Here is a 14138-nt window from a genome sequence, read left to right as displayed (position 1 = left end):
TTATTCTAATTTATCATATGGCTCTATAGGATCCTTGGTAGTTTTGTTAGTTTTTAGCCATTCCAGAGTTTTAACAAATGAATCAGCCAATTCCAGTGTTGTCAAGACAGGGATTCCTAGCTCCAAAGATTTTCTTCTAATCTGATATTCATCATCTAGCATTCCAACATATTTTTCCAAAGTGGATGTGCTTGGAATATTTATAATAAAATCAATTTTTCGCTCATACAACAAATCAGCAATATTGGGTTTTCTGCCCGGCTCCGAAATTTTATGAACAATTTGGATTTGTCCAATTTTTTCTTCAAAAAATTCTGCCGTATGCTCTGTTGCTAAAATTTTAAACCCAAGATTTTTCAATTTTGCAATTGATGATACTAGTTTTGCTTTATTTTCAGCACCACCTACAGTAACAAGGGCAGTTCCAGTCTCTGGGAGATTATAACCAACAGAAGTCAATCCTTTGGATAAAGCATCATAGAAACTGTTTCCAAAGCAAGCAGCCTCACCAGTTGATTGCATCTCAACACCTAATGCAATATCGGCACCTTCTAACTGCATAAAAGAAAATTGTGGAACCTTGATTCCAAAATTAGTAATTTTTTGCCATTTATTTTCGGGAATCTTAGGCAGGGGTTTATTCAGAATAGCCTTGGCAGCAAGAGAAATCAGATTCAATTTAACAAGTTTTGAAACAAACGGCATAGAACGTGATGCTCTAATGTTTAGCTCAATTACATAGACATGATCATCATGGACCAAAAATTGTAGATTAAATGGACCTATCACATTAAATGTTAATGCAATCTTTTTTGTATATTCATTGATGGTTTCAATTATTTTGTTACTAAGACGCCAAGGAGGAATGCACATCATTGCATCACCAGAGTGAACACCGGCACTATCAATGTGTTCAACGATTGCACCAATTACAACTTCTTTACCATTACTTATTCCATCAACATCAACTTCCAATGAATTTAACATAAACTTTGAAATTACAACGGGGTGATCCGGTGAAACATCAGTGGCTTCTTTAACATATGTTTTAAGTTCATCTTGAGACCAGACTACTTTCATTGCAGCACCAGACAAAACATATGAGGGTCTTACTATTACAGGAAACCCAACATCTTGTGCAAATAGTTTTGCTTCATTAAGATTTGAGAATGCTTGCCATTTTGGTTGTTGAATGTGAAGTTTATCAAGTTCTGCACTAAACTTTGAACGATCTTCAGCTCTATCAACATCCTGTGCACTTGTACCCATAATATTTACACCATGTTGTGCAAGACCTAAGGTCAGATTGTTTGCAGTCTGACCACCCACACATGTAATAATTCCTTTAGGGGTTTCAAACTCTACAATATCTAAGATTCTCTCTTGAGTTAACTCTTCAAAGTATAATCTTGTACAAATATCATAATCTGTAGAAACTGTTTCAGGATTACAATTAACTACTGAGACATTTTTTTCACCATTTTCTTGTAGCCCCCAAACCATGTTTACAGTTCCCCAATCAAATTCCACACTGCTTCCTATTCGATAAGGTCCTGCCCCTAGTACAATAACTCCTTTTTCATCTTTTGGAACTTCAATGTCATTAGAATACCCACCATAAGTTAGATAGAGGTAATTTGTGACTGCAGGCCATTCAGCAGCTAGAGTATCAATTTGTTTTACTGATGGAATTACGCCTAATTTCTTGCGTAAATCACGTATTTCATCAGGAGATTTGGTCTTGGCCTTTGCAATTTGTTTGTCGGAAAATCCCATTTTTTTGGATTCCCATAAAAGCGAAGTGTCAAGTTTGGATTCTTTTAGTTTTGATTCAATGTTTACAATGTTTTTTATTTTTTCAATAAACCAAGGATCAATGCTAGATAGTTTGTAAATTCTCTCAACAGATATTCCCATCTTTAATGCAATTGCAACATTATACAAAATATGATCATCTTGATGAGATAATTTGTATTCTATTTCTTCTTCATTGTATTTCTTTTCAGTAACACGGTTTAAGACCAGTCCATCATTTCCAATATCTAACATACGAATAGCCTTTTGAAGAGATTCCTCAAAAGACCTGCCAACTGCCATAACTTCACCAACAGATTTCATTGTTGGTCCCAATCTTCGGTTTACAAGTTCAAACTTTTCAAAATCCCACCTAGGGTGTTTACAAACAATATAATCAAGTGATGGTTCAAAGCACGCAGTTGTACTTTTAGTAATTCTGTTAACAAGTTCTGATAAGTTATATCCTAATCCAATCTTTGCAGACATGTAAGCAAGAGGATAACCAGTTGCTTTACTTGCGAGGGCAGATGAACGTGATAATCTAGGATTTATTTCGATTGCAACATATCTAGCAGATTCAGGATCAAGTGCATATTGAATATTGCACTCACCAACAATACCCACATGTTTTGTAGCTCGTAGTGCAGCAGAACGCAACATATGGTATTCATGGTTATCAATTGTTTGGGATGGTGCAACCACAATGTTATCACCAGTGTGAGCTTTCATAGAAAGAACATTTTCCATATTGCATACAATCACATTATTTCCATCATAATCTTGCATTACTTCATATTCGATTTGCTTCCAATGTCCAATGTATTCCTCAATTAAGACTTGGCCAACTAAACTAGCTTTAAACCCACGCTCAACAATCTCATGAAGTTCAATTTCATTGTAGGCTACCCCGCCTCCTCGACCTCCCAGTGTGTATGCAACACGCACGATTACGGGATAGTTCAGTTCTTCAGCAGCCTTTTTTGCATCCTCAAAGTTTGTAACGGTCTTACTCCTCAGAACGGGAACATCGCATTCTTTCATAGAATCCTTGAAGAGTTGTCTATCTTCGGTTCGCTGAATTCCAGGAACCTGTGTACCTAGAACCTTAACCCCATATTTTTTCAAAATTCCAGCTTCATCGAGTTTTACGCCACAGTTAAGAGCAGTTTGCCCACCGTATGCGAGCATTATTCCATCTGGCCTTTCTTTTTCAATAATAGATTCAACATATTCTGGATTTACAGGAAGAAGATACACTTGGTCTGCAAATCTAGTATCGGTTTGAATGGTAGCAATATTTGGATTGATTAAGACAGTTTTTAGTCCATCTTCACGAATTGCTTTAAGGCATTGACTTCCAGAGTAATCAAATTCTCCAGCTTCACCAATTTTAATTGCTCCACTTCCCAGTACAATGATTTTCTTTAGCGATTCATTTAATGGCAATTTTTCAATTCTCCATAAGTCGCTTTAATTCTTCAAAAATGAATTTACAATCATAAGGACCAGGTGCAGCTTCTGGATGAAACTGTACTGCAACACATTTTTGTTTTTTGTGCTTTATTCCTTCAACTGTTTTATCATCTGCATTTGTAAACCATAATTTAAAATCAGATTTTTCTAATGATTCAGGTTTAATTCCATAACCATGATTCTGACTCGTAACATATACTTGATTATTATCTAAATTAACACAAGGTTTGTTTTGTCCACGATGACCATACTTTAGTTTGTAAGTTTCAGTGTTTCCTGCAATACCAATTATTTGTGCACCTAAACAAATTCCAAGAGTAGGAACATTATTTTCAATTAATTTTTTAGCTGTATCAATTGTGTCTGGGCATTTTTGCGGATCACCAGGACCACTACTAAGCACCACGCCATGAGGTTTGTAAGACATTATTTTTTCATAAGGAGTGTCCCACGGAAGTAAGATTGCTTTGTAACCTAATTCACGAACATTTCTCAATATTGCATTTTTAGCACCAGTATCAACTACAACAACTAGTTTCTCACCATCACCATAAACTCGTTCTTCTTTAGTAGATACAATATCCATGAATTGCTCGGAATCATAGTGTTTTGCAGAGGACAATTCCTTTTTGACTTGCTCTACATTAATTTCGGAGTCAGATACAACAAGAGCGGCCATCATAACACCACTTGATCTTAGTTTCTTTGTAATCTCTCTAGTATCGATTCCTGAAATTCCAGGAATCTTTTCGTTATACATCCACTCATCAAGAGTCATTGATAGATTCCAATGACTTGCAGTTAGAGATAATTCATGAACTACTAATCCACGAATTTGTATTTTATCTGATTCAAAGAATTTAGGAATACCATCCTGATCAACTATTGATGGATCGGGAACACCATAATTTCCAACAAGAGGATATGTCAGAGTAAGGATTTGACCATTATATGATGGATCAGTAAGTGCTTCTGTATAACCCACCATTCCAGTATTAAATACAATTTCACCAAAAACAGTAGTAGAATAACCAAAACCTTCACCATCAAGAACAGTACCATCATCAAAAATCAGTTTTCCAAACTTTTTTGCGTGGTTTGATTTCTTTGTAGTAATTGTGACCCTCGTAAAGTCCGATTTAATATGAATTTAAGTTTTGTGAGGATCAAAAATGAAAAATATTGATCGCGAATTGTTTCTTAAAGTGCTTGGAACTCTTCGCTCCATTTATGATATGCACGAATCATCTCTAATGAAACACTTGGTTTTCTTCTTGCCATAATATCTTTGAAATCAGAGGTGGTCAATTCTCTAGGTTGGACTGGAGTTTCACCCTCTACCGGTTCGTGATAATCAGGGGCATTGAAAATTTCATGTACTGTTTTGATTTGTGCTGCTTGACAAATATCTTTGATATCGCTTGCACTGTATCCATCAAATAATTTTGCTAATTCAGCAGGATTAACTCTCAAATCTTTTCTTAGCGGTTCAGTATATTGCTCAAACAGATTTTGTCTGGCTTCTTGTGTTGGGAGTGATACATAGATTCTTTTTTGGAATCTTCTCAAGAAAGGCCAATCAAGACTCCATGGTTTGTTTGTTGCTCCAATTACATAGAGCATCAAATCTTTTCCTTTTCCATTTACACCATCCATTTCAGTTAAGAATTGATTTTTAGTTCTAACCTCTCCACCGACTTCACTGTTTCTAGAGCCGAGAAGAGAATCAACTTCATCAACAAACAAGATAACAGGTTTTCCTTCTTTTTCAGCATATTGTCTTGCCATTGAAAATAATTTTGATACATTTTTTTCTGCTTCGCCTAACCATTTGCTCATCATGGATGAGGCATCAACATTAATGAAATAACCATCCATTTCATTTGCAGTGGCTGCTGCAAGCATTGTTTTTCCAGTACCTGGTGGTCCATAAAGTAGCATTCCTTTTGGCCAACCCAGTGGGAAAAGGTCTGGTCGTTTAGTAGGGTAAACAATAGATTCACGTAATGCACTCTTTGCTTCATCCAAACCAATTACTTGATCCCAAGTAACATCTGGTTTTTCTTTCATTAAAAGTTCTTCAAAGTCATTCTCATCTTCTTGTCTCTGAACTGATGCTTTTTGTTCTTCTTCTGTAGCTTTTGGATCAACTGCCGGTTCTACGCCGTGAGCCTGCTGTAAAGCATTAATTCTATTATGATAAGAGTTACAACGCTCTTTGTATATCTGATTTAGTTTACTTGTTGGGTATAGTTGCAATAATTTTACCAGAGCATCTATTGCATGCTGATAGTGTGTAATTGCCATTCCACGGGCACCTTGAGAATCAAATTTTATTGCCTCAGAAGCATATTTGCTGGCTGTATTTTCTAATTCTTGTGGGGCTAAACTCATCTCAATTACCTACGCAGTATGTCCTCGATTATTTTGTTGGTATCCTACAGTGTTAATCTCTGTCGCAAAATTGGTTAAATTAATTGCACTTGTTTCTTGCTCATCATATTCAGGTCCATTTTGATAATTCCTTTTGAAATCAGATTTATCAGAGATGGTAGTATGCATATCTTTTACTTTGTTAATAGAGTCTTCAGCTGATAGGATTAGTTCAGAAATTTCATCATCAAAATCAGATATCGAAGTGGATGCCTCTGAAATTATTGATAGAAAATGCTTGAGAATTGAGCGCATTTCTTTTTTATCAGAATATTTGCATAAAAGAAAATCAGCAATACCCACAATTTTATCTAAATCCTGTAATTCTTCAAAGGATAAACTATCAATGGTTTTATCGTCAGGGGATTTTATCTCAGATAATTTTTTGTCAATTTTAGTTGAAATTGCTCGTATACGCTCAATATCCTTTGTAAAATCACGTTTAGAGTTAAGCAAAGTCAAGTATTGCATTATTTTGAAAAATCAAGATTAGGGTACTGCTTTCTTAATTTAGAGTCTACAATCAATTTTACTTCATCAAGAAAAATTGCAGATTCCTCATTTGAGTGACTAAAATCAAATCTTGCCTTTGTAAGGGCAGCAGAATCTAAAACAATACTACCCAAATGTACAGATAGTTCAGATAGTTTTTGGCTACAGTTTGGAAAAATATCATATAATTTAGCGCTAACAGTTCGAATCACAGGTATTAGTGAAGGCAATACCTCAGGAAGGGTATTAACACCAGATATTCTACTTACTCGTTTTTTGATTTGTAAGAGAGCCTCTAGGCAAAATAGAATGGTTTGTTCCTGTTCTAATGATTTGATATGTGTTTTATCGTTAATATCAAAATCATCGAGTAAGATTTGATTTTGTTTCTTTTCTTCTTGTCGTTTTTCCTTTAAGATTTCAAGGTTTTGATATAATAGATTTAGAGAATAATCTAATCGTGGAACTAGTGTTACAGAGTGAGAGATGTTTTCAATCTCCAATGAATTGTAATTAACCAACATACCAACACTGGCTTTTAGATTTTGTATTTGAGGTCATTGTCTCAAGTAATTTAGTAACCACAGTTACACCCATCTACAGATACAATTTTGATTTTTTTTGAGTATTTGTGTAAAGGAATTTAGCTCTCAATTTTACCTAATAACAATTCAAGTAAATGCATGGTCAATGAGCATGTTTTAACGGTTAGTTTGGAAGAATTTGGCTTGAGCAAGTATGAAGCACAAGCATATGTAGCACTAATTTCCAAAGGAACTATTTCTGCTAGTGAATTAGCATATTATTCTGAGATTCCTAGAACAAAAATCTATCCAACGTTATTAAAATTAGAAAATAAAAAACTGGCAATCATTTCAAAGAGCAAGCCAATAATGTGTACAGCAATTGCTCCAGAAGACGCATTTGACGGAATAATCCATGAACAAATCAACAAAGTTAATGCAATGAACTCTCTAGTATCAAACCTAAAGAAGGCAAGTGAGGAGAGCAGAAAAACTAGAGGGTCTGAAGAGAAGAGATACTTTCATGTCGGAGCAAATAATGTCTTAGCACAGCTACAAACAATGATTGAAGGTTCAAAAACTTCAATCAAAATTATGGCAGATCAATGGGGGTTTGGATTACTAGCAGAATGTAAAGATCAATTATTATCAGTTCTTCGCAGGAATCTTGAAGTCAAAGTACTGGTATCACCATCACAGATATGTTCAGAAGCATACAGAATTATTCCAGATGGTGTTGAAATTCGATCATCGGAGATCACACAGAATTGTTTTATTTTTGATGAGGCAGAGTTGCTAATGGTCAATAATGACAACGGTAAAGGAGCAATCTTCTCATCAACTGATATTCTAGGTGCAAACCAAGAAAAAATATTCACAACAATTTGGAAGAACGCCATTAAAACAAAGGCATTAGCTGATATGACAAAAGCTGAAGCCCAGGAAATTTTCAAAATTATTAAAACTGTAAACGATTTGGGGTTGCCATACATTCTCAACTCGTCTATGATTTCAAAAAAATCAGAAAATGATTTGTTTAAGCTATTAGAGAAAAATGGGATTTCATTAAAATCAAAATCACTTGACGATATTATTGAGATAATAGATGCCATTATGCAAATTACATGTTCAGGGCATGTCAATTTTGAGGCAAATACAAAAAACATCACAGTAGAATCAAAGATAAACAGTGGACACTCACTTCCATGGGTTTCAATTTTAGATGGATGTCTTCAAAAACAAGGCTACAAGACAAGAACAGCTTATCAAAATAACTCATCAAAAGGCGAACGGGTTCATATCAAAATTAGTAAAAGTTAGAATTTAAAATAGATAGAAATTATTTTTCAATCTTTTTTTGTGACTCTTTGTAGGCAATATATGCAATAAATTCAGCAGTATTCTGAAAGGGAGTATTACCTCGAAGATTTTGTGCAATGAACTTTGATACCTTGCTTGCAATAATTTCTGTATTAGTCATGTTCATATTCCAACTTTATCATTTCAATTGTTTTAGAGTCGAATTTATCAAAACATTTTTTCAATTCTTCCTCATCTAATTCTTCATCATGGTATAGCATTTTGAACTAAATCAAATTATCAACACAGTATTCATTACATTAGCAGGTAAGAAACTTGTACAAAATACTCAGTTTTCCTAATCTAAAACCAGTCACAGGCGCCTAACAAGACAAAATTTTAGGTTCACCACCAATAAATAATTCCAATTAAAATAGAGCCCATGCAAATGATCTCAATTAATTATATTCTAGAATGCATGAATGATGAGAAAAACTATTTTGGAGATTTGTGGAAAACTTGTCTAAATAATAAAAAAAGATTCAACAGAACTAAACTTAAAGAAATTTTAAAAAAAATGGAGTTACTTGGTCACATAAAGAAATATGGTTACAAAAATGACGCATACTATGAAAAATACTATCATTATTCAGTTGAAGACCATATTGGATTTATTAACAATGCAATTTTTACCTTTGAATCTAGAATAAATTCATCAATAAGAAATTTAGAGAGCAAAAAAATATTTTTAGACATATCAGTTGATCTTACTTCATACAAATTTAGTAAGTATACAAAATCCGAATATGAGTCATTGTTAGCTAGCATGACTAGTATGTTTGAGATAGCATCATCAATTCTATGGACTAAAGAAAACAGCGATGATAGTGAATTAAAAAAAGAATTATCTAAATGCTTCAAGCAAATTAATGAGTTTATGGATGAGATTAATCACAGATTACTTGAAGGTAGAAAAACACAAGAGAGAATTTTGTTACAAAGAGACTTTAGCAGTAGGATTCCAAAAGAAGGATATCTGAAAATCTAAAAATTGCCACTAGTGACATTTACTAGATCCTCATCATAAAATGCCTCTAGTGACAAATAATTACAAATTTTTCTAATATACAAGATCTTCTGTTAATTTTTTATTTGATAATTCATTTTATATGATTTGTAAATACTAAAATCAGACTAAAATAAAGCATCATAATCTTGATTGAAGAAAAACTTGAATCACTTGGAATTACACTACCAAATCCACCCACACCTGCAGGTTCGTATATTCCTGCAATTAGAACTGGGAATTTGCTCTTTATCTCAGGACAGATTCCGATGCAAGATGGCAAAGTAATCTTTACAGGCAAAGTTTCAGAAGAAAACATAGAGACTGCACAAAAATCTGCAAAGATGTGTGCCATTAACATTTTAGCTCAAATCAAAAGAGAGTTGGGAAGTCTGGATAATGTTTCAAAAGTAGTTAGATTGTCAGGATTTGTAAATTCTACGCCTGAATTCTCACAGCATCCTAAAGTAATCAATGCGGCTTCGGATTTGTTTTTTGAGTTATTTGGAGACAAGGGAAAGCACTCAAGAATTGCACTTGGAGTAGCTAATTTGCCCCTAAATTCCATGACAGAGATAGACGCAATAATCGAAGTAGCATAATCTAGCAATATAGAAAAGGAATGGGATTACGACTGGTTCAAAAACATAGTTAATATACAAAAAGAAATTAAGAAAAATAGTGTCTAAGACTATCTTAATGGTATTAATTGCAATTTCATTTGTGTCTACTGCAGCATTTGCAGAACCCTCAATTGAAGTTGGAGTATCATCTGAAAACATCAAATCATTAGATTCAGTTTTTGTTATTGGAACAATTTCAGGAGTAACTGATTACTTACCAGTAACAGTTACAGTAACAGACCCAAATGGCAAAGTAATTTACAAAATTCCAGTATCTATTGGAGATGAAGGTAAATTTAGAGAATTGATAAAACCAACAATTCCAAGTTTCATGGCAGGAACATACACAGTATCTGCAAGTCATAAAGATACGGAAAAAACTGCAACAACACAATTTACAGTAACTGCAGAAAAAATCCCTAGAAATCCAAATGCCCCACAAAGCAATGAATCAATTATTGGCGGAGAAGCACCTAGTCAACCTGCAACACCAGCAAGTGGATTAACAATTTCAGCTGATGCAATCAATGGATCAGATGTTATCAAAATTACAGGAAACACCAGTGTTAGAGGTTCAGATGTAACACTAGTAGTGAAATCACCTTCAGGAAATATCATCACAATTAACCAAATCTCACCAGGACCACAAGGAAACTTCAATGTAGATATTAAGACAGGAGGTCCATTATGGATGGAAGATGGAATGTACACAATTACTGCAAACCAAGGAGCAGCATCAGAGTACAAAAAGACAATAAATGTTGAAATTAAAGACGGAGTAGTAATTCCAGAATTCGGAGTTATAGCATCACTGGTTTTAGTAGTATCAGTATTTGCAGTCATCGTATTTTCAGCAAAATCAAAACTTAGTATTTTACCAAAATACTAGAAATTTACTGTAGGAAACACTTAGAATTATTATGACATATTTAGATGAAATAAAATCTCAGAAATATATCTCGCTTGAGACATATAGAAAAAACAATCAACCAGTAAATACTCCTGTATGGTTTGTAGTAAAAAACAACTTAATCTATGTAGTCACAAGAAGTCAAACAGGCAAAGTAAAACGGCTAAAAAACAATAATCAAGTAAAAATTGCAACTTGTACAATTAAAGGAAAAGTTACAGGAGAACAAGTTTCAGGAATTGCTACAATTCTAAATGATGAAGAAACTAAAGAGGCCGTAAAATGGAGAGACAAAAAGTATGGGTTTATGGCAAAAATTGCAAAATTTCTCAGTAAAAGTAAAGGAGATTTTTTTGCATTCTCTATTAAAATCGATTAAGTGATTTTTTGTAATTGTTTTTCTTTTTTTAGTTTGTAAGCTGTTAATCCAGTAAAGGCAAAAACTATTGCCAATCCAAAATAAGCCAGAACCTGACTATACTCAATCAACATAGCGGAAATTCCAGTTCCAACAACACTTGGAAGTAAAGAAAGCGCATACAGCCACCAACCACAACAACCAAGCGGAACAAGAGAAAAGAATGAAAAAAAGGATGTTGCAGCAGTACTTCCAGAATTTCCGCCAAATGTTTTGTTTTTTACATCAAGTTTACATCCTAGTAATTTACTTTTTTCAGATAAGAATATCTGCAAACCAATTCCAAGCCCCATTCCGAAAATTATAATCGAATTTAACTCAAAGGCAGCATTAATTGAATAAATTGGCTCCAAGGCAGGAGTCGTTATCACAACCACCAAAAGATACAGAAGAATGGTAATTAATCCAACAAGTGTTGCTTTTAGAATTGGTTTCAACTAGTAATCACCATAAACGAGAGTGTTAGGATGAAATGCAACCCATTCAAACCAAAATCCAGGTTCAATAGGGATTCTCTTTAGTTGTTTTCCAAAATGTTCTCCAGACACACCCATTCCATCATAATTCCATTCAGATTGTGTTTGTTGATCAATGATTTTGTCATCAACATATTCAAAATCAAGTACAACACCATCAATTATTCTCTCATATACTCTAGAATTTTCTGCGTACAAAGACCAAAGCACCAAGGGAACTTCATTAATTGAATCATTAATCAGTATGTTGTATTCAATATCTTTTTGCTTGTATGCTTTATAGACATCATCAATTTCCAGTCCAACAATAATTTCTTTTGGATGAACTCTATCATCTCTATGTTCGACTGGGAACATTATGCGTGGTTCAGTGTAATAATTCCCATAAGGATCAGTTGCATAAGATCTGATGTGTCCTGTATCAGTAGTTAACACCAAAGTATTTGGGTAAAGTGTTTTCCAATCACCCCAAGTCATCACATCAAATGGAATTAAATTCAATTGATAACCAGTTAGATCTCCTTTTACTGCAGTACCTAATGCTTGGCTCCAATAAGACTCAGTTAGTCTATCATACATTAACAAATTACTATTGTATAATTTTCCTGAAGTCCCAAATTCTACTTCTTGTCCATTAATTTTTCTCTCAAATACCTGATTAGTATAACAAAGGGGACAGTATGTTACAGCTACGGGAATTCCACCAATGTTATCATTTACTATTTCGTGCCATACAAGAATGAAGAGAGGATATGCTTTGGTTTGACCATTAATACTCAAACCAATTACAGTATCTGAATCAGACATAAAGAAAGAATTTTTCACATCAACAAAAACAGGATGGTCTATTGAAGGAATGCCATCTTTTGGGGGACCGCCAGATTTTATTTTATCAAGGGGGATGATGTGCTTAACTCCATTAGTCTCCATTATTTGAAGAGGTTTGTTGAAATTATTTTCAATCAACTCAGATGAATTTGTTTCAGAAATTTCTTTTTGTTCAAATTGAATAAGAAGTACAATAACTATTATTACTCCACCTGCTACTACAGGTACAAAAAATTTGGGATTCAATTTTGAATAAACTAGGGAAATTGAATATTAAAAAATTATACCAAATCAAGTCGAGATTTGGATAAATCCTTTTAATAAAAAAATCCCAAGATATTTGCAATAACTATTTTATTTTTTTGTTTAGTTCGGTAATGAATTTTTTAATTTTCGGTTTTGGAATAACTGCACCACATGCTTTGTCATGTCCACCACCAGAACCCCCAAGTTCAGTTGCCAAAAGATTAACAATTTTTCCTAGATGGACTTGGCAATCTTTGGAACCTCTTACAGAGACAGCATAGATGCCATGATCAACTCTTTCCTTGTATGCAACACCAACATTCTTTCCAGACAATCCCATTACAAAATTAACTGCACCACTAGCACCTGCATCTAAAATTTCCATATACCCAAGATTTTTCATGGTTTTCATTCCTTTTTTGACTTTGGCAATCATCTGAGATAGTTTTTCAACTTGGATTTGTGCAAACTCAAAGGTATTTGGGATTTCATGTGGGAATTTAGATTCTGCTAATTCTTCAACTAAATACAGCAAATAATCTGGCTCTTTTTGATGTCCAACAATATTGTAAGTAAGTACAGTTGCACTAATTAGAGCAAATTGTCTATCATAGATTTGCAATAATTTAGAACCTATTGGTCTGTCTTCCATATAATCAGTGATTGCAGCACAGGTTGCAACAAAAGTTGCATGATCATTTAATTTGGATTTAAACGCATTGTAAACTAAAACTGCAGAACACTCATTGATATTATGAATCACTTTTACTTTGATTTTCTGTAATGATTTTACAACATTTGGATCAATATCATGATGATCAATATAGGTGACACTGACTTTATTTTTCCTCAAAGTAGTCATGATGTCAATGAATTCATCTTGAGTCTTTTTGCTTAATCCCAAATCACAAATGTATAACGATTTTAATTTTTCATCAGATACAACTTGTTGTAATGCCTCCATTTGTCCAGGATAATCAACAAGAATAGAATCACCACCAAAAGCTTGTCTTATCAAAGCTGCAGAACTAATTCCATCAGCATCTTCCTTGTGGGAAATGCAAATCACTTTGGTACGTTTAGTAGTTAATTTTTTGGTTGAAGATTTTTTTGAAACTTTAGCAGTACTTGCCTTCTTTGAAGTTTTTTGAGAACTCTTAGTTTTTTTGCTAGTCTTTTTTGGGGATTTTTTAGATGAAGACTTTTTAGTTTTACTTAATGCCAATACGATTTAAAAAAATTATATTCCCTCATTTAAATGAAGAATGGCTTATTTTGATTCATTTTTTGATTTTTTGATGCTAGGATTAACTAAAGAGCTTGAATCTACATATACGTCATAAAATGAGACGCCCTCTAATTGAGTCTGATGGTCTATTTCTTGAATTTTTTCTAGTTCTTCAGGGGAAGAATTTAGAATTAATTCATCCAATTTTTGCAAGTGTTTTCGCTCAAGTGGAGTCATTTAATTTAAGATTAAAAATTCTCTTTTATGACCCAAAGTTGGCAGATTAGACTAATTGCTAAACTTCACAGACACAATTCTTGGGAAT

General features: G+C 33.7%; 15 protein-coding genes. 5 read left to right on the top strand and 10 right to left on the bottom strand.

All coding sequences use genetic code 11. The annotated features are described in order from the left end of the window. The 5 genes from carB to ACX119_RS03610 all read right to left on the bottom strand — a co-directional run bounded on the left by carB (position 1) and on the right by ACX119_RS03610 (position 6719). Entirely contained in the window at positions 1-3243 is a 3243-nt protein-coding gene (gene carB / locus ACX119_RS03630) for a carbamoyl-phosphate synthase (glutamine-hydrolyzing) large subunit (protein WP_459351771.1), read from the bottom strand. 4 nt (positions 3244-3247) lie between these two features. Beyond that, positions 3248-4345: a glutamine-hydrolyzing carbamoyl-phosphate synthase small subunit gene (carA, locus tag ACX119_RS03625; RefSeq protein ID WP_459351993.1), complete on the bottom strand. Its 1098-nt coding sequence runs from the start codon at positions 4343-4345 to the stop codon at positions 3248-3250. 125 nt (positions 4346-4470) lie between these two features. Beyond that, entirely contained in the window at positions 4471-5664 is a 1194-nt protein-coding gene (locus ACX119_RS03620; RefSeq protein ID WP_459351770.1) for an AAA family ATPase, read from the bottom strand. A gap of 9 nt (positions 5665-5673) precedes the next feature. Then, positions 5674-6159, bottom strand: a complete 486-nt coding sequence (locus tag ACX119_RS03615) for a hypothetical protein (RefSeq protein WP_459351769.1) — start codon at positions 6157-6159, stop codon at positions 5674-5676. Positions 6160-6173: 14 nt separating this feature from the next. Then, positions 6174-6719 (bottom strand): hypothetical protein, encoded by a 546-nt coding sequence (locus tag ACX119_RS03610; RefSeq protein WP_459351768.1) that lies wholly within the window; start codon positions 6717-6719, stop codon positions 6174-6176. Positions 6720-6878: 159 nt separating this feature from the next. Here ACX119_RS03610 and ACX119_RS03605 point away from each other — a divergent pair, with 159 nt between their 5' ends. Continuing rightward, on the top strand, positions 6879-8039 hold the full coding sequence (locus ACX119_RS03605) for a TrmB family transcriptional regulator (protein ID WP_459351767.1): 1161 nt from the start codon (positions 6879-6881) through the stop codon (positions 8037-8039). A 19-nt stretch (positions 8040-8058) separates the two neighbouring features. Here ACX119_RS03605 and ACX119_RS03600 read toward each other — a convergent pair whose 3' ends face one another. Then, positions 8059-8199 carry a hypothetical protein gene (locus tag ACX119_RS03600; RefSeq protein WP_459351766.1) on the bottom strand — a complete coding sequence of 47 codons (141 nt, stop codon included), beginning with the start codon at positions 8197-8199 and terminating at the stop codon, positions 8059-8061. 267 nt (positions 8200-8466) lie between these two features. On the opposite strand from ACX119_RS03600, the gene ACX119_RS03595 reads away from it, so the two are divergent. From ACX119_RS03595 to ACX119_RS03580, 4 genes are all read left to right on the top strand, one after another. Next, positions 8467-9066 carry a hypothetical protein gene (locus tag ACX119_RS03595; RefSeq protein ID WP_459351765.1) on the top strand — a complete coding sequence of 200 codons (600 nt, stop codon included), beginning with the start codon at positions 8467-8469 and terminating at the stop codon, positions 9064-9066. Between the two features lie 167 nt (positions 9067-9233). After that, positions 9234-9686 carry a RidA family protein gene (locus tag ACX119_RS03590; protein WP_459351764.1) on the top strand — a complete coding sequence of 151 codons (453 nt, stop codon included), beginning with the start codon at positions 9234-9236 and terminating at the stop codon, positions 9684-9686. Positions 9687-9765: 79 nt separating this feature from the next. Then, entirely contained in the window at positions 9766-10596 is an 831-nt protein-coding gene (locus ACX119_RS03585; protein ID WP_459351763.1) for a PEFG-CTERM sorting domain-containing protein, read from the top strand. A 31-nt stretch (positions 10597-10627) separates the two neighbouring features. Then, positions 10628-10996, top strand: a complete 369-nt coding sequence (locus tag ACX119_RS03580) for a PPOX class F420-dependent oxidoreductase (protein WP_459351762.1) — start codon at positions 10628-10630, stop codon at positions 10994-10996. On the opposite strand, the gene ACX119_RS03575 is transcribed toward ACX119_RS03580, so the two are convergent. From ACX119_RS03575 to ACX119_RS03560, 4 genes are all read right to left on the bottom strand, one after another. Further along, on the bottom strand, positions 10993-11472 hold the full coding sequence (locus ACX119_RS03575) for a hypothetical protein (protein ID WP_459351761.1): 480 nt from the start codon (positions 11470-11472) through the stop codon (positions 10993-10995). The two genes, ACX119_RS03580 and ACX119_RS03575, sit on opposite strands and share 4 nt — an antisense overlap. After that, entirely contained in the window at positions 11473-12585 is a 1113-nt protein-coding gene (locus ACX119_RS03570) for a DUF3179 domain-containing protein (RefSeq protein ID WP_459351760.1), read from the bottom strand. Positions 12586-12688: 103 nt separating this feature from the next. Beyond that, positions 12689-13810 (bottom strand): DHHA1 domain-containing protein, encoded by a 1122-nt coding sequence (locus ACX119_RS03565; RefSeq protein ID WP_459351759.1) that lies wholly within the window; start codon positions 13808-13810, stop codon positions 12689-12691. 45 nt (positions 13811-13855) lie between these two features. Next, positions 13856-14050, bottom strand: a complete 195-nt coding sequence (locus tag ACX119_RS03560) for a hypothetical protein (protein ID WP_459351758.1) — start codon at positions 14048-14050, stop codon at positions 13856-13858. Positions 14051-14138 lie beyond the last annotated feature (88 nt).

The sequence above is a fragment of the Nitrosopumilus sp. S4 genome (assembly GCF_054515835.1).
This window is presented reverse-complemented; position numbering and strand designations above follow the sequence as displayed.

What these genes read in the sequence shown, in the direction of transcription:
- ACX119_RS03560 (WP_459351758.1), bottom strand. Translation starts at nt 14,050, where the DNA reads ATGACTCCACTTGAGCGAAAACACTTGCAAAAATTGGATGAATTAATT.
- ACX119_RS03610 (WP_459351768.1), bottom strand. Translation starts at nt 6,719, where the DNA reads ATGTTGGTTAATTACAATTCATTGGAGATTGAAAACATCTCTCACTCT.
- ACX119_RS03600 (WP_459351766.1), bottom strand. Translation starts at nt 8,199, where the DNA reads ATGACTAATACAGAAATTATTGCAAGCAAGGTATCAAAGTTCATTGCA.
- ACX119_RS03620 (WP_459351770.1), bottom strand. Translation starts at nt 5,664, where the DNA reads ATGAGTTTAGCCCCACAAGAATTAGAAAATACAGCCAGCAAATATGCT.
- ACX119_RS03605 (WP_459351767.1), top strand. Translation starts at nt 6,879, where the DNA reads ATGGTCAATGAGCATGTTTTAACGGTTAGTTTGGAAGAATTTGGCTTG.
- ACX119_RS03595 (WP_459351765.1), top strand. Translation starts at nt 8,467, where the DNA reads ATGATCTCAATTAATTATATTCTAGAATGCATGAATGATGAGAAAAAC.
- ACX119_RS03580 (WP_459351762.1), top strand. Translation starts at nt 10,628, where the DNA reads ATGACATATTTAGATGAAATAAAATCTCAGAAATATATCTCGCTTGAG.